A 15550-nucleotide genomic window follows, 5' to 3' on the forward strand; every position below is an offset into this window, starting at 1 on the left:
GCTCGATGGCAATTTCGATTCTGGGGTTGAAAAAGTTGCCATGCTGGCGGTGATTTGGGTGATTAGGTGATTTTTAACAAGGGAAGATCATGACCGAGAAAAAAGTAAAACCGCGTATCGCATTAAACAAGAAAAAAGAAAAACCGGATGTCACATTACTGGCGCTATCGACGATGGACGGTGATAACGAAAAAGCGTACCGCTATGTGGAGTTCTACAATCAAAATAGCAAGAAAAGGGTACGCCGCCTGTTTGCCGCTACAGATATCGCAGATCAACGACTCATCCTTAACAGACTCTTTGCTGAAGGGATAGATCTGAATTTAGACGATCTTACGAAAGACTCCATTTATAATGATCTTCGTCAATCAGTTGATGAGCGTGTCCAGTTGTGCCTCCGGCCCGGATTCACCGAGAGTGACAATTACTTAACTGCCAGTGGTGTGATCCTTGGCGATAAAGAGGGTTTTGGGCCGCTGCCTTATCCTGAAGCCCAAACCTTCTTCCATGATGAACAGGCTAAAGGTGAGCTGAGCGGTTGGCAAAAGAGAGTGGCGTCGTTGGCGCAAGGGAACTCCCGCTTGATACTGGCTTTATCCAGCGCATTTTCTGGCCCTTGTATCCACCTGACGGATATTGAAAGTGGGGGATTTCACTTCTACGCGCCGAGTTCCCAAGGCAAGAGTACCCTGATGCTGATGGCGGCTTCTGTCTTTGGCAACAACCGATTTGTCAAAAAGTGGAATATGACAGATGCCGCGTTCGAACAGGCGGCGGAAGCGCGTAATGATGGCATCCTTTTGCTGGATGAACTGAAACTGTTAGGATCTAAAAAAGGTGAAACAGCCTCTCTGGCGCAAAGCCGTATCTATGTACTGGGATCAGGCGAAGGAAAACAGCGGCACACGGGCTACCAAAAAACGGTAGCCCGCTGGCGACTGGTAATGTTGAGTACCGGTGAGTTTAGTCTGGGGCAACATGCTAGTGATGGTAGCCTAAGCCGAATGGATGGCGAAAAGGTGCGCGTAGTTGATGTGCCTGCTGATGCCAGCGCTGATTTTGGCATCTTCGATATAGTGCCCGAGGAACTCACATCTCGCCGCTTTGCCGAACGTATCCAGCTCCGCTGTAGCTCATATCACGGTACTGCTGGCCCTGACTTCATTACAAAAATGCTGAAAGAAGGCCGTAAATCAGTCAAGAAGAAGATAGACACGTATATTAACCACTTCCTCAAGCATCATGACATTGATGAAGATAATGGCATCGCGGTACGTATAAGTAAGCGGTTTGCCCTGGCTTATGCCGGTGGTGTTCTTGCCAGTGAATACGGTATTTTGCCACTCACCGAAGAAGAAATCATGGAGGGGATTTCGAGCTGTTATAGTGCAGCCATTGGTGATCCAGTGAAGGGGTTTAATTTCTCCAGCAAGTTTAAAGCAGCTCTTGAGTCAAAATTACCAGATTTACAAAAGAAGAAAACCTATACCACAGAAAAACTAGATAGAAAGCCGATCCTATTAACAAAAATGAATAAAATAGAGGTGTACGCAGTAAAGACCGAATACTTTGAGAAAAATATTACCGGTAAAGTGAAATCGAAAGATGTTCTTGAGTATTTATACGGAGAAGGAATGTTACTGACTGACAGTAAAGGTAAAAATACTCGGGCAATCCCTTACAACAGAGCATCATTAACACGACGTCACTGTCTGATTAAAGACAAATTTGATGCGTGGTTAGCGGGCTAAAAACTCTGTGGCTCTTGCACTGTTGGGGGGCCGCTGTAATCGCTATAAATCGCCTGTTAGGCCGCTGAACAGGCGACATGATTACAAGTCGAACTCGCATGCATACCCACTCAGAAATCAATACAAAGCTGTACCTGAAAAATAAACCTCAATTTAGCAGGTTAAATCGCCGGGTTAACAGCATTAACTCGCCTGTTAGACCGCTTAAATCGCCTGTATTTTGAAGGCAAATCTGACTCTCGTACATTGGTAGGGGGGAAACCGGAGATCAACATTTTTCCACCCCATAATCAGAACACCCTCTGTAAACACGTTAATTCTCTGTTTTGAGATAAATAGAGAATAACTCTCAGTGAAACGTCAGATAATTAAGTATGTTCGTGGCTATTATTAACGGCTTATACTATCTGTCTCTGCTGTAGATGTGCCTATTAACAGACATTATAAGGAGGTAGTACCTAGTCCCACTATTGGCTAGCTGTTATTAATCTGGTATATGTCTTTATATGAGGTTTATCTGTATGTCTATGCTCTATATAGCAGGTTATATAGTAGTTATATGTATGTAAATCTATATATGGGATATATGGCTTCCCCATACTATAGCCAGTGTTCCAACATAGCTCTATCTCTGTCTTACCTGGTGCAGGAGGCTAGCTTCCTGCATGTTACTTACCTCATCATCACCATTATTATTATTATTATTATTATTATTATTATTATTATTATTAACTACCAACAACTATCATCATTATTGTTAACTACCTGCTATCATCATCATCTTCGTTATTACCATTAACTACCAACCATCATCCTATATATTTTTTTGCCTGCCTGCGTAATTACAACTGTAAATAAGTGGGGCTAGGTCATACCCACATGTTAACCGCTTAACTGCGGATCGCTTAATCACAAAAAACAGGCAGACAGGCAGACAGGCAGACAAGAAAATATATGAAAGCATATCTTACACACAATAATATTCTGGTGACAGAATACACACTCATGGTATTTATGATGGCAGTATTCAGTATTCCTTTTGATGGGCCAAAAAATTTACGGCGACCCTTTTACCTTGATATCGCCAGATTCCTTGAGCATCTTATTTGTTGTGGCACAGTCAGCCGGAATACCCGTAAAAGGGCTCGCTTCAAAGGTAATAAGAAATGGACGTATTCTGTGCCTTTGCCAGCAGAGAGTCTCGGTAAACCTAAGCTTCCTCGCGTGTTTAAACAATCAAAAGACTTGCCGCATATTCGCGCTCTGGAATTGATTGAGAAAGCCGGGTTAATCAAGATCATCGACTATATTCCCGAGAGTAAATGCAGGGAATTCGCGGTATCTAAGAGGTTCCTGCACAGCTTATTCACCCGAGATCGTGCCAAGTATCTCCGCCGGACTGACCGCCTGACTCACTTGACCAACATCTTCAATAAACCGGCATTATGCACTTGTCGCACAATTCATTTAAAATCAGTTAGTTGCAGCAACTACGACTAACTGATTTTGTATGAATCATAAGTGTTTATTATTTTGCATTGAGTTTAGATTTTCTACATTAGACTTATTAGAATCGTCATTACTTATAATATCATCTTCATCAATATACATGTTTTCTATTGTATGAGATACTTTATAAAGAGGGGTGCTTTCGTTATTTTTCTTACGAGTAGTGAGTGACTTTTCTGGCAACCACCTGTCAAGCAAAGTAATCATGTTGGAAAAAATAGATATATTACCTTCTGATTCTCTTCTGAAAATCGCAATGAGATAAAAAGCTCTTTTCTCAAATATCCTAATAGGTTCATAAAAGCATTCTTTTACTAAGTTCTCATCGAAATCCCCACGAATTACACCAGCAGAAATAAATTCGTAGTAGTTCAATATATAGCTAGCATCACGACATGCATCTATAAGTTCTTTTTTTATCTCTTTACCATCTTTAAGTCCACAATAATATTGTTCTGCTATCTCAGGTGAGATTGTTTGCGAAAGGCCAAAAGATTGGTAAACATTATCTAATTTTTTGAAATAATGCACACTATGTCGTTGGTTCATTATAGTATTAATAGTATGTGATTTTCGTGAAGAAGCTGCATTAATAGTTGCTTGAATCCACCATCCTGTTCCTAAGACAATAGAACTTATCAGTACAGTTAATGAAGTTTGATAATTTTTACCACTATCAGAAGTTAAGACCATAAAAACAGTAACTAATAATACAAAAAATATGCTAGATATTATCCTAAGTGTTTTCTTGATTTCCGGGTATTTTTTTGAAAGTACAAGACGTGTTATGTCCGTGATGAGAAATGCTAATGTTAGAAAAATACCAAAGTTTATGAGTGTGGACTTGTCAGAGAAAAATTCAAAGGTTTTAGTTTTTATAATTTCTATATTTATAATCATGGAAACAATAAGAAGAATCAACAATACACCACTTGCTAAACCGATTGATAATATTGAAAGTAATATGGAGTCTTCTGATGAAATCTTTTTTTCAGCCATGTAATCACCTAAGATAAAAAAACAGAGCTTGAAGAAGCTCTGTTTAAATAAGTATCAAGTCACATCATTCGTTGCAACCTGATTCGTATTTGATAGTCATTTTTTTGCCTCCTGTTACATTAAAGCCTCTTTATATATACAACACTTTTAGTGTTTAGTCAAGTTATACGATTGAAAAAATAACTCAAACGAGATAAATGGTTAGCTATACAATATCTCTATACAACTTCTTAAAATATTTTTTAATATCATATCAATATTTATAAATTTCTTACTATTCATCATTATCCAAATACCCTCTTTCCTTACAGAATATCCACCAAGGACTATCATCACTCATTTCTTTAGCAATATATTCAGGCGTGAAGAAAGGAACATCAGGGTATGGTATTTGTTTTTCCCCTCTTATGGCTCGTGTTTTATTTTGTATAAACCGAGACAACTGTTCAGCTCGGCGGTCAGATTCTGACATGTATTTTCTTCGTTCAAGATAGTTATCTTCTTCATTCATAAATGGTTTCCTCATGGTTTTAGATGTAACCAACTGTATTTGATATCATTTTCTATCATTGCTTTCACAGATCGATTGGCATTAATTGATAGTCATAGGCTATCATAATAAGTTTATCGATCGTTGTTAGCGATCAATTTCTTGAAATTTAGTACTCAATCGGGTTATCATCATTAGATGAAAACTTGCAAGGAGCACTAAAAAATGGTTATTAATCAGTTAGAAACAAGATGCAGTTACTGTGATGAGATGATTTCATCCAAGGCTAAGAAGTGTAAGCACTGTGGAGAGATCTTAGATCCACAACTACGAGAGATAGAGTCTTTAAAGCGTGAGAACGCGAATAGGGACAAATCCAACATAGTAGTGAGTAACAACAACAATAATAACAACAATCAAGGTTCATCAGGTAGTAAACGGTTTCCTCATATCGCACATTTAATTATGACAATAATTACTGGTGGTTTATGGGTATTCGTTTGGTTACTTCATTACATATTTAGGAACAAAGAAAACTACTCCTGATCTACCTCAAATAAGGATATAACTATGAATATCGCATTTGTTGCATTAATAGTACTTTTTAGTAGTATATTTTTTGTTAGTCAATCTACTATTGAATGCGTAACCAATTCTGATATAGCAATAGTAGATTGTTATAAATCCTCAATAGATACATTAGGTATCACGTTAAAAGATCTGTATAACATTTATTTTATTAAAATTTCAGACCATAAATAAGGTATAGCTATGAAAAAGTTATTACCTATACTACTAATATTATTCAGTAGTAGTACATTATCGAAAGAATCAGTAATAGATAAAGAATTAGCACAATGTAGAAGTAACCCTGTGAATGTATCTGATATGGCAATAGCTGATTGTTATGAAGTTGCTACTAAATCATGGGATATACCCGTGATCATTGAAGATGCTTGATTTTGTTGATGAAGAGGATCATGCTTTCATCCCATGAAGATATTTATCACCGCTGAGCAAAAAATCGAACTCGAACGCCGGCATGATTCCAGCCGGGACAAACACGTTTGCGATCGTATTAAAGCCGTACTTCTCGCCTCCGAAGGTTGGAGTTCGGTCATGATTGCTCAGGCTCTGCGCCTGCATCAGACCACTGTTGACCACCATATCAGCGAATATCTGAATAAAGGGAAGTTGAAACCCGAAAATGGTGGCTCTGATGGCATGCTCAGCACAGAAAAAACCGAACAGCTTATCAGCCACTTAACTCAACATTTATTCCATCATACTGTCCAGATTGTGGCCTACGTGGCACAAAAATGGGGTGTCATATACAGCGTCCCAGGAATGAACAAATGGCTGCACCGGCATGGCTTCAGCTATAAGAAACCCTCAGGCGTACCCCATAAATTCAGTGAAGAGAAACAGCAACAGTTCATTGAATATTATGAAGAATTAAAAGTTGCCACGAGAGGTGAACCGATCCTTTTTCTGGATGCAGTGCATCCGACTCAGGCGACAAAACTGAGCTTCGGCTGGATAAAAAAAGGGGAAAAAAAGACTGTTGAAACAACAGGAAGCCGTACTCGGATGAACATTCTGGGCGCGCTGGATCTGAATGATGCTGCCCATCCAGTCATTCATGATTACGAAACGATTAATGAATACACTATCTGTCAATTTTTCAATGAGATAAGAACATGTTATCCCGACTATAAGCAGCCAATTCATATTATTCTGGATGGCGCGGGGTATAACAAAACAAACCTGGTCAAAGATTGGGCATTTGTCTGCAATATAAAATTGCATTCCCTGCCACCTTACAGCCCCAACTTGAATCCCATAGAACGGTTATGGAAGCTGATGCACGAATGTGCAAGGAACAACCGTTACTTTGCCAGTAAGCCTGATTTCCGAACGGCTATATTTAACTTTTTTACGACAACGCTCCCTGAGATGGCGGGTTCATTATCGTCCCGGCTGAATGACAATTTTCAGGTGCTAAAGCAAGCGTCTTCAAGTTAATCGGGTATAAACTACTTAATGCTGAATACAAGTTACTAATATCTGATACTGAATTAAGTAAAGAATTCAAAGATAGTCTAAAAAGATCTCAGCTTGCTTGGATCAAGTATAAAGATTTATCTTTGGATGCTATTACTAAATTTTACGATAATGAACGTGGTTCATACTGGCAAATTGTTAGTACTGAAAACAAGATGCTTATAACAAAAAACAAGGCTATAGAGTTACATAAACTACGAATTAGTAGTGATCCTTCAGCTCCGGCTGAAGATTAACATAAACAACAAGGAGTATTATATGGAAAGGATTCCAGATAATAGTATTAAGATTTTTTCAATGGTGGTAAATAAAGACCTTTTAATTCAGTTTGAAACAAATACTGAGGAAATATTTTACTTATTCTTAGGTGAAAAAAACGGATATGCAAAAATAGTTCCATTATATCCTGTTGGTTCTTTAGGTGGTTGTTACAAGCTAAAGAATGGGATTACATATCGAATGTATATTAATGTTATATCCGAAATAATCCCAACTAGAGATAATATACCTGAAGAGCTAATCTATAATAATTTTACGATATTATTTAATTCACAAACAGCCGATAGGCCGTGGTGACAATTTTTTTATTAGCAATGCTATATTCCATCCCATATGAACTAATAACTATATCTGTACATGAATATTGAATGTCATTTAAAATAGGTATAGGCTTGCCAATAATAACTATGTAACCTATCTTTTCTAATGCAAAAATATCATTTTCAAAAGCATCTTGACTATTTTTATATACATTAGTTAATAAAAAATCACATTCTGGTGCAGATACTGTTCTTTGACCACTAGGATTTCTATCTTGTGCTATATGTAATATATATAACATTGCCATTTGTTCATCTGTTAAAGTCATAACGCTTACCTTTAATTAAATTAATAGTAAGCGTATTGATAACATATACTTAGTCAAAGTAACAGTATTAGTTACTGTTAAAGTTTTTCCCTCTTGGTTCATTTTTCTTTAGATCTATACGTTCGATCACAGATCTAAAATCAATCTTATGTTCCGCCATCTCCCCCATCAATGATGCAATTATTGCTAAATGATCCGGTACTTTTTCTTTCCCTGCTAAGTTCGAAATACTATTGCGATTCAGTTGCAACAGATCTGCAAACTCTCTTCCTGATAACCCGGCTTTACCAAGTTGGCGTTTAAACTCTTCATAATCCATAGCTTCACCAATAAGTGTTAAAAACACATTTTTTAGTGTGCAATGCTGTTGATGCACACTAATTTGTGTGTTATCTTAACTCTGTAGTGAAGGTTGTTCAACCATACATCATAAGGAAGATCATATGTCTCAGCACTTCTTGTTATCCTCGAAAGCTAAAACATTGTCACTGATGCAAGTTATGGCTCTGAGCGATACCGACGCTTTTAACCTCTTCAAATCACTACGCTGGGGCGATACCCAAGAAATTACATGCCCTCGCTGTGGCGTAATCCATAAACCTTTTAATATCTCTTCCCGTAAACAATGGAGATGCAAACACTGTGACTACACCTTCTCCGTAACCTCCGGTACTATCTTCTCAAACCACAAACTACCACTCAAAGTATACCTCGTCGCTATTGTACTCTTCGTCAATGCCGTTAAAGGTATCTCTGCATTACAACTCTCCAGAGATTTAGGCGTTCACTACAAAACCGCTTTTGTACTTGCTCACAAACTTAGAGAATCCATTAATAATAAAAAAGATAACTCACTACTGAAAGGTGAGGTACATATCGACGGTGCATATATGCATACTACTTTACGTCCTAAAAACAAAAAAGAAGAGCGTGTTGATAGACGCTTAAAAGAAAATCAACCCAAAGATAAATGCTGTGTCCTCGTTATTAGACAAAAAACTCAACAAACTCGTACTTTTGTTATTAAATCAGAAGAAGAAAAAGAAATCCTTAAATTAGTACAAGAAAATGTAGATCCTTCAGCTACTATCTGTGCCGATGAAAATAGTGCCTACAACATCTTACACGGCCACTACAAGGTTAAACGTGTTAACCATTCCAAAGAATACCGCTCAGATGATGGTACTACTAACAACTACGCCGAAAGCTACTTCTCAAGATTTAGAAGAATGCAAATTGGTCAAGTACATAAAATTTCCAACAAATACCTTAACGAATACGCTAACGAAATTGCTTACCGTGAAGATATGAGAACTACTCCTAATGGTATTGTCGTTAAAGATATTCTTTCTAAATGTCTGAATACCAAAACTGATAACCATTGGTGCAAGTACTAATTTCTTAGTAAAGAGTCTTAATTTATTGTATTAGTAATATTGAAAAACAAAATAATAAAAAATTTTAACTATTATTTAAAATTTAATTACCCATAAAAACAATTGGTTATAATGTTTTAATTGACACGTTACAATGCGAATTGGTAGAGTGAGGATGGATACATGGAAGTATTCAGAGCCTCTTACTCTTTATAATTATACTTTCTGGATATAATTGTTTTCATTGAGTAATGCTCTTCACACTTAATAGAGGATTAAAATATGAAAAGTATTACTCAAACCAATTTAATAATTGGCAATATTGCAAGTAAAGTTGCAAAGTGTAAAGAAAAAAATCTTCATATACTTGTCGAAGCATTCCAGTCAGTTCGTTTTATCTGGATTGCAATTGACCGTATTATGAAGGATAGTAATAATGATAAACAAAGAGAATTTCTTTTAGATTTATGTAAAGATATCAGAAATCTTTACTTAATCATAAGAAAAAAAATTTCTTATATATATGGGTTTAGTGACCATTATTACTTTGTAGTATAAATTGGTAAGGAATGCCCTGCGACGATTGCGTGATCGCGTAGGGCATAACTATTTATATTCCAACAATACAGTACCTATCATCTACCTTCTCCAATTTGTTACCTTTCACCAAAGTCGCCAACGCAACTTTTAGTACCTTATCTAATACCTTTTTCTCATTTCCATCTATTGATTTAATTGTCATTATCTCTTTTGCTAACTCATCATAATCCATCCCCTTAATTCGTAAAGTGTCTAATACCAATTTACTTAACTCCCCATGTGAAAATAATTTATTGTTTTTATATACTCGTTTACCTCCCAACTTCCGTAAGTCAATATCATTGTCGAAAATCTTTAAGGTAATGTCCAATGCAGATACCTGCACTTCTAATAACTTGATCTCTTTCTGCTTTAATTCAATAATACCTACCAACTCACTACGCTTACTCAGTATCCCAGAGACTACATGACTCATAAACCCCTCCAACTATCTGTTAATATTAAAGTACTATACAGAAATAGAGAGGGAAATTATTGTGCTACTGGTGCATAATGCCGCAATAAACGCAAAAGCATGACCTTTGATGAATTGATCGGGCAGGCGATCAGTCGTGGCAGCCGGGCTAACCATAAATGGTCTAAACGCGATATCCCGAACGAACCCTTCAGAAACCTTTTGAAAGCCGTGTGGGGCAATCTAGAACCGCTGCATATCAATCTTGATAAGTTGCGGCAATACGTTGATACCCATCATTCCAGCGTTAATGTGATGTTCTACCGCAATTTCCTGTCTCATTTGGCAGAAGTGGGCGTAGACCTGATATCAGACTCGCCGCTGGTTGTTGCATACCGGCAATCGTACAAAGCGGCCAAAATTGGCGGTCGCTCGTTCGAAATCGGGGCTGGCTTCCAAAGTTTGCCTTCCAAGATGAAATGGGCGTGTCTAGCCCGTGGTTACAACTACGATATTAAAGGGTGCCAGCTTGAGATCCTGCGCCGTGAACTACAGTCTATCGACGTTTCAGACAGCAACCTCCGTCTTCTTGATACAGACATGATATGCAAGAAATTGGGGGTAAAAGAAGCGCTGGTTAAGCAGTTCCGCTACGCCAGCGTGTTCAATGCAGGATGCGTCAGCCTTTCCTTCAAAAGTGCGACTGTCCGCCTGCTGAGAAAGGAGTTCGGACGCTCTAAGGCCGAACGTATTCTCCTGCGCTGGCGTGAGCACTTGGTGCCACTTAAAGATGATCTGGCTAGATTGCTGGACGTTTATGAAGCTACGGCGCATAAAAACCGCTACGGGCGTTGTGTTACCAACGCTGTGGGCCAGACCTTCAACTGCACTTACCAATGCGTGACAACGGGTAAGCGTTGGAGGCGTGATGTGATGCGCCGCAAGCTGCTGGCTCATATGCTGCAAGGGTTGGAAAGCTTGGCGGTCTACGAGTTTGTACGCGATCATCCGGGGATAATATGCGCGTTAGAGCACGATGGATTTATTTCTTACCGCTTGATCAATGCTCGTGATTGGCAGCATCCATTTTTGAAAATCGTACTGAAGCATTAGATCAGCGATTAGATGGGAGCAACGTCAGCTTAGCTTATATACGCCGCATTATTCTCTTGTAGCACTATGATTTTTTTAAATTACGATTCGTTTATTATAGTCAGCAGAAGATTGAAATCTGCTGACTATAATTAGATGAAATTTTAAATATTTTTATCCAGTTAGATCTCACCACCAGATAGCTGAATGATAAAATCATCTGAATAAAAGCTCACGCCTAACAACGACTCCAATAAATTAGCTTGTTGTTTTTTAACATCAAACACTGCAATGCCTCGTGAAAAATCCAAACTATCTTCGTCATTCCAACCCATTATCTTTGCAAGGTCTTTCAGTCGCTCTTTGGGAATGTTGACTTCAGAAACCAATTCTTCTGTATCTTTACGGTACACATCGATAGTATAGACAATCATTATTTTTCAACTCTCCTCGAAGGATCTGCTGGTTTTGTTTGTTCGCCTGTCTCTGGATCAAACTCTCCTAGATGATTTCGTCCAGAACGATCATACATTTCTACCGTTCCATGTTGGGAATCCCACTCATAAATTTTCCCTTCCGAATCTTTCCAACGTGGCCGAAGCTTCCCACCGCCTTTTATTGGGGTTTTAGCTGTTGCCTTTTTAGCATCAGGAAACGCAGAAAGGGGAGGTGTACCTTTAGGCGGAGTATAATACTTATGATCATTGCTCAAGTAGATATATACTGGCGGCATATCTGGGATTGGCAAGATCAGGATACAGTCTCGAAAACTCCTCTCTTCCGGGGCAGGGTAAACCTCGATATCACTTCCCACCTTCTCAGGGATCGGCAATACCGTAATTGTTGTCGGCAGATACGGCTCGTCTTGATTACCGGTGTGTGAAGGAACCTCCAGATCCAGCTTCGCAGGGTTCCAGTAGATGGTGATCGCATCGGGGCCGTCCGTGGTGAACTCATAGTTCCCACTGTAGCTGTTGAACGTCATCTCACGCACTGGCACCTGATCTAACCCACTGCCCTCGCTGGTATGATACCCCTTTGGCATCAGACGACCATTACCCGCATCTTCCCAGGCAAAACGCACCCGCGTTGGGGCGGTGCCTTTCGCACTGGCGATCTGCGACAGACGCATCTTGTCGATAAAATCCTGTTCACCTTCATTCAGCTTGCCCGGCATCATGCCAACCAATGCGGCTGCTACTGGCGCACCCACTCCCGCAGCAGCGACTTCACCAAACGCCGTCACCGCACGAATAGCCCAACTGCCCTGCGTTACAAACCGACCACCAAGCCACTCCAACGCCGCCGAACCGGACGGGAACACTTTACTGGCAGGAACCGCTACTGTAGCCGCAACAGGGGCCACATCATCACCTTCACCAAATAGCCAAGTATACCAGCCCGGTTTTGCTTTCTTCGCCGCCTCTGGCGCTACGGGCACAGGTTTGGCGCGTTTCGCCGCCTGTGCGTGTTGTTCCGGTTCGGGAAGCGGCACCGACCGGAAGTAGCCCATTGGCGCGAAATTATCATGTGGCTCCTGCTGCTCTCCTGCATCGGTGCATCCCTCACCACGCTCACAAGATTTGGCAAACACCCGGTTACGCTCACGCGCTTCTGCCTGCTGCTGTTCCTCTGCGGCCTTTCGTTCGACCAGCAATGCAGCCTGTTTTTCCTGTGCCACTTTTTCAGGCGAAGGCCCCGCTCCCAGCCAGCTATTGACCGGGGCAATAATGCGGTTACTGCCATCCGGGCAACCACAGATAACCTTGCAACGGTCTACTGCCGTGTTAATCCCCATGTAAGAACGCCGGGCGCGGGCGCTCTCAACAACCCGCCCGGTTTTCCCACATTTCGGGCAGGGGGTGGTCTGGTCGCCCAACCTGATGACGCCAAAACCAAGAATATTCACCTGATTCAAAGGGATCGAAGAGATAAGGCGTGCGCCCGTCGTCGTTTTATCACAACTCAGCGCCTGCCCCAGCCCATCGATATTCGGACGATAGGCCATCATTCTCCCCCAGACACACGCAGAAAATCCTCCGGCATCGGCACACCGGCCCGACCGATCAGGACTGAAATATTCTGGGGGGTGCTGATGATTTTATCCCCGTTATCCAGCACGCTTCCAACCAGCGCAATCCCTCTGCCATCCATGCTACACAGGCTACCGGCACTGCTGACGATCCGAGCGCTTGTTCCGTCAGGATAAGAAACCGTACAGCCCTCCGTCAGTACACTTACCCATTGACCATTATCGAGACGAATTTTGTGGCCCACATCTGGGGCCGGTTCGAACTCGTCACCGACACCGCCGCGATATGTCAGGCACCCGGCCACGGCCAGCCGGTAAATCGCTATCGGTGGGTGCTCTCGACAGTAAGCTTCTTGTTGGCAAACATGAGCGCGGGCATCTTCATGGAAAGTAGCTAATTGCTCATCGGTAAAGGCAGGCTTATCAATTCCAGATAGCAGCTCTGGCGTAGTATCATTGGTGTACAAGGCTGGTGCAGTGTCTTGCATGCTGATTATCCTTAATCAATTAACGAGAATAAGGTAATAGCATAAACGCTGAGCGCCAACAATCCCACAGAAAAACTGATGGATGGTGGGTATTAACACCGTGTCGTCAATCATGTTATTGAGCACTGACGACACATCAATCAAGAGTAAGCTTGGCTCATGCAATCACTTACGCCTTCAACGTATCGAGATAATCCGCCCATTTTTGCAGCCAAACTTTACATTCCTTATCGTAGCTGTGAAGGTTATAGACGCCGACAATCCCTTTAGGTGAGTGACCTAACACGGCCTCTGCAATTTCATTGGGGCATCCAATACGGGCCAAGCCGGTACGCACAGTTCGGCGTATGTCGTGCGGTTTCCAGCGAGGGATATCGAGCATTTTCCCTTGAGCACGAAGTTGACCACCCGCGGTAGCCAGATATTCCTGCTGGATAGGCTTACGGGTCAATCTTGATGGAAACAAATAGCGCTCTGCCTGGGTATCCAGTGATTGCAAAAACAGGATAGCTTGCTGTGATAGCTGAACATACCGACCCATGCCATTTTTGGTTTCCTGCAAGTGAATAATGCCTTTGTCAAGATTCACATCTTTCCAGGCAAGGGCGCAGATTTCACCGGTTCGGCACCCGGTTAACAGTGTCAGAAATAACACGTTTTTGATGTGGGTCGGGTAATCAGAAGTTGGAAGCCAGCCCAGTAACAGCGTCAATTCCTCTTCAGAAAACACACGCTTACCGGGTTCACAGGTGAGTTTAACCCTTGCCTGAGCCAAACCGGCTTTTGCCTGCAATGCCGGGTTAGCATAATTCTCATCCAAGTATCCTAAACCAAGAGCAAACTCGTAAGCAGCGCTGAGTTCACGCAGCATGTTACCGCCTAATACGTTTGAGCCACGTTCAACCATCACATTGACGAGTTTTATAACGTCTTTGCGCGCGATCTCTTGTGCTGGGCGCTCACCGATGCTGTTCACCACCTCTTTGGTCAATAGACGGCGAACTTCCCGCTGACTGGCGGGTTTTCTCGCTCCCGGAATAATCTTGCCGTCTTTCCCGTGACGGTCTTCAATGCGTTGAGTCAAGTACAGTTCAACCAAATCTTTGACGGTGAATACAGTTTGCTGTTTTTCTAACGCCGCCTGTTGCTTTTGCTGCTTCTCAGCTTTCCGTTCACTGGCAGGGCAGTGACCTTCATTCTTTACCTGCTTGAGCATTCGCAATTCAACGCGAGCCTGTGTCAGAGGGATATTAGGGAAGTGGCCTATTTTAACTTGGGTGAGTTTGTGAGTCAGGGGACTGGTGTAGCGGTAGAAGAAAGTTTTAATGCCGGTAGCGCCACACGTGATCCTTAATCCCCGATTTTCGCCAGTATCAGCTTTATCAGCATCACCGGGTTTCATGGCTTCAATGGCCTTGGTTGACAGTGGTTTTCTCTCTTCTTTTTTCTCTTGTTTTTCCACCTGGTTAGCTCCATGCGTAAGTCACTATAGTATGACTGATTATACCATAGGCAAACAAACAAGCTACATTATGACCTATAATAAAATGTAGGATATGGCGGTTTTCAATGAGATTTGATGGGACAATAAGGGACTAAGAAAACAATATAAATCATTTAAAAACAAGTTAATAAATAATTTTACTCATTGATTTTAGTACCTATAAACCAATAATTAATGCTAATTGCTCAGCAGGCCATGATGCGCTCAACGTCAACACCCGAATCTGTTATCACCGGGCAACATCAGCATGGGTGTTGATAAGAGAACTTAAAGCAGTGCAATCGGTGAGACGTGCACCGGTGTTGACGCCGTGGCGTAGTGAGGGTAGCCGCGCAGCGGCCGCCTGATATGGCAAGGGGCTGGCTCTTGAGCCCCCTGCTCGG

The 15550-nt window shown here is 41.3% G+C and carries 19 protein-coding genes; 10 read left to right on the forward strand and 9 right to left on the reverse strand.

Features of this window, described 5'->3' with window-relative positions; genetic code table 11:
- Nucleotides 1-89 precede the first annotated feature (89 nt).
- Together ACX9GT_RS09985 and ACX9GT_RS09990 are read left to right on the forward strand one after the other, a co-directional pair.
- Nucleotides 90-1751 (forward strand): DUF927 domain-containing protein, encoded by a 1662-nt coding sequence (locus ACX9GT_RS09985; RefSeq protein WP_473190922.1) that lies wholly within the window; start codon nucleotides 90-92, stop codon nucleotides 1749-1751.
- Between the two features lie 954 nt (nucleotides 1752-2705).
- Nucleotides 2706-3251 carry a hypothetical protein gene (locus ACX9GT_RS09990; RefSeq protein ID WP_473190923.1) on the forward strand — a complete coding sequence of 182 codons (546 nt, stop codon included), beginning with the start codon at nucleotides 2706-2708 and terminating at the stop codon, nucleotides 3249-3251.
- A 15-nt stretch (nucleotides 3252-3266) separates the two neighbouring features.
- On the opposite strand, the gene ACX9GT_RS09995 is transcribed toward ACX9GT_RS09990, so the two are convergent.
- Both ACX9GT_RS09995 and ACX9GT_RS10000 read right to left on the reverse strand, forming a co-directional pair.
- Complete coding sequence (locus tag ACX9GT_RS09995; RefSeq protein WP_473190924.1) at nucleotides 3267-4259, reverse strand: DUF4760 domain-containing protein; 993 nt, start codon at nucleotides 4257-4259, stop codon at nucleotides 3267-3269.
- 274 nt (nucleotides 4260-4533) lie between these two features.
- On the reverse strand, nucleotides 4534-4770 hold the full coding sequence (locus ACX9GT_RS10000) for a hypothetical protein (protein ID WP_473190925.1): 237 nt from the start codon (nucleotides 4768-4770) through the stop codon (nucleotides 4534-4536).
- A 249-nt stretch (nucleotides 4771-5019) separates the two neighbouring features.
- Between ACX9GT_RS10000 and ACX9GT_RS10005 the strand changes: the two genes are divergently transcribed.
- The 5 genes from ACX9GT_RS10005 (at nucleotide 5020) to ACX9GT_RS10025 (ending at nucleotide 7389) form a co-directional block, all read left to right on the forward strand.
- Nucleotides 5020-5295 carry a hypothetical protein gene (locus ACX9GT_RS10005; RefSeq protein ID WP_473191553.1) on the forward strand — a complete coding sequence of 92 codons (276 nt, stop codon included), beginning with the start codon at nucleotides 5020-5022 and terminating at the stop codon, nucleotides 5293-5295.
- 225 nt (nucleotides 5296-5520) lie between these two features.
- On the forward strand, nucleotides 5521-5709 hold the full coding sequence (locus tag ACX9GT_RS10010; RefSeq protein ID WP_473190926.1) for a hypothetical protein: 189 nt from the start codon (nucleotides 5521-5523) through the stop codon (nucleotides 5707-5709).
- A 33-nt stretch (nucleotides 5710-5742) separates the two neighbouring features.
- Nucleotides 5743-6774 carry an IS630 family transposase gene (locus ACX9GT_RS10015; RefSeq protein WP_473187389.1) on the forward strand — a complete coding sequence of 344 codons (1032 nt, stop codon included), beginning with the start codon at nucleotides 5743-5745 and terminating at the stop codon, nucleotides 6772-6774.
- 38 nt (nucleotides 6775-6812) lie between these two features.
- Nucleotides 6813-7049, forward strand: coding sequence for a lysozyme inhibitor LprI family protein (locus ACX9GT_RS10020; protein ID WP_473191554.1), 237 nt, complete (start codon nucleotides 6813-6815; stop codon nucleotides 7047-7049).
- A 22-nt stretch (nucleotides 7050-7071) separates the two neighbouring features.
- Nucleotides 7072-7389, forward strand: a complete 318-nt coding sequence (locus ACX9GT_RS10025; protein ID WP_473190927.1) for a hypothetical protein — start codon at nucleotides 7072-7074, stop codon at nucleotides 7387-7389.
- Here the strand turns inward: ACX9GT_RS10025 and ACX9GT_RS10030 are convergent.
- Both ACX9GT_RS10030 and ACX9GT_RS10035 read right to left on the reverse strand, forming a co-directional pair.
- Nucleotides 7358-7681 carry a hypothetical protein gene (locus ACX9GT_RS10030; RefSeq protein WP_473190928.1) on the reverse strand — a complete coding sequence of 108 codons (324 nt, stop codon included), beginning with the start codon at nucleotides 7679-7681 and terminating at the stop codon, nucleotides 7358-7360. The two genes, ACX9GT_RS10025 and ACX9GT_RS10030, sit on opposite strands and share 32 nt — an antisense overlap.
- Nucleotides 7682-7748: 67 nt before the next feature.
- Complete coding sequence (locus tag ACX9GT_RS10035) at nucleotides 7749-8000, reverse strand: hypothetical protein (protein ID WP_473190929.1); 252 nt, start codon at nucleotides 7998-8000, stop codon at nucleotides 7749-7751.
- 124 nt (nucleotides 8001-8124) lie between these two features.
- On the opposite strand from ACX9GT_RS10035, the gene ACX9GT_RS10040 reads away from it, so the two are divergent.
- Both ACX9GT_RS10040 and ACX9GT_RS10045 read left to right on the forward strand, forming a co-directional pair.
- Complete coding sequence (locus tag ACX9GT_RS10040; protein WP_473190930.1) at nucleotides 8125-9078, forward strand: IS1595 family transposase; 954 nt, start codon at nucleotides 8125-8127, stop codon at nucleotides 9076-9078.
- Between the two features lie 261 nt (nucleotides 9079-9339).
- Complete coding sequence (locus ACX9GT_RS10045; protein WP_473190931.1) at nucleotides 9340-9615, forward strand: hypothetical protein; 276 nt, start codon at nucleotides 9340-9342, stop codon at nucleotides 9613-9615.
- A 52-nt stretch (nucleotides 9616-9667) separates the two neighbouring features.
- Here ACX9GT_RS10045 and ACX9GT_RS10050 read toward each other — a convergent pair whose 3' ends face one another.
- The gene (locus tag ACX9GT_RS10050; RefSeq protein ID WP_473190932.1) at nucleotides 9668-10072 is read right to left on the reverse strand and encodes a hypothetical protein; all 405 of its coding nucleotides are present in this window, start codon (nucleotides 10070-10072) and stop codon (nucleotides 9668-9670) included.
- Between the two features lie 99 nt (nucleotides 10073-10171).
- On the opposite strand from ACX9GT_RS10050, the gene ACX9GT_RS10055 reads away from it, so the two are divergent.
- Nucleotides 10172-11164: a hypothetical protein gene (locus ACX9GT_RS10055; RefSeq protein ID WP_473190933.1), complete on the forward strand. Its 993-nt coding sequence runs from the start codon at nucleotides 10172-10174 to the stop codon at nucleotides 11162-11164.
- A 161-nt stretch (nucleotides 11165-11325) separates the two neighbouring features.
- On the opposite strand, the gene ACX9GT_RS10060 is transcribed toward ACX9GT_RS10055, so the two are convergent.
- The 4 genes from ACX9GT_RS10060 to ACX9GT_RS10075 form a co-directional block, all read right to left on the reverse strand.
- Nucleotides 11326-11577 carry a DUF7683 domain-containing protein gene (locus ACX9GT_RS10060; protein WP_473190934.1) on the reverse strand — a complete coding sequence of 84 codons (252 nt, stop codon included), beginning with the start codon at nucleotides 11575-11577 and terminating at the stop codon, nucleotides 11326-11328.
- Entirely contained in the window at nucleotides 11577-13154 is a 1578-nt protein-coding gene (locus ACX9GT_RS10065) for an S-type pyocin domain-containing protein (protein ID WP_473190935.1), read from the reverse strand. Before ACX9GT_RS10065 ends, ACX9GT_RS10060 begins: the two co-directional genes overlap by 1 nt.
- Nucleotides 13151-13663, reverse strand: coding sequence for a hypothetical protein (locus ACX9GT_RS10070; protein ID WP_473190936.1), 513 nt, complete (start codon nucleotides 13661-13663; stop codon nucleotides 13151-13153). Before ACX9GT_RS10070 ends, ACX9GT_RS10065 begins: the two co-directional genes overlap by 4 nt.
- 169 nt (nucleotides 13664-13832) lie before the next feature.
- Nucleotides 13833-15125, reverse strand: a complete 1293-nt coding sequence (locus tag ACX9GT_RS10075; RefSeq protein ID WP_473190937.1) for a tyrosine-type recombinase/integrase — start codon at nucleotides 15123-15125, stop codon at nucleotides 13833-13835.
- Nucleotides 15126-15550 lie beyond the last annotated feature (425 nt).

It is taken from the genome of Serratia sp. YWN4, from assembly GCF_055790845.1.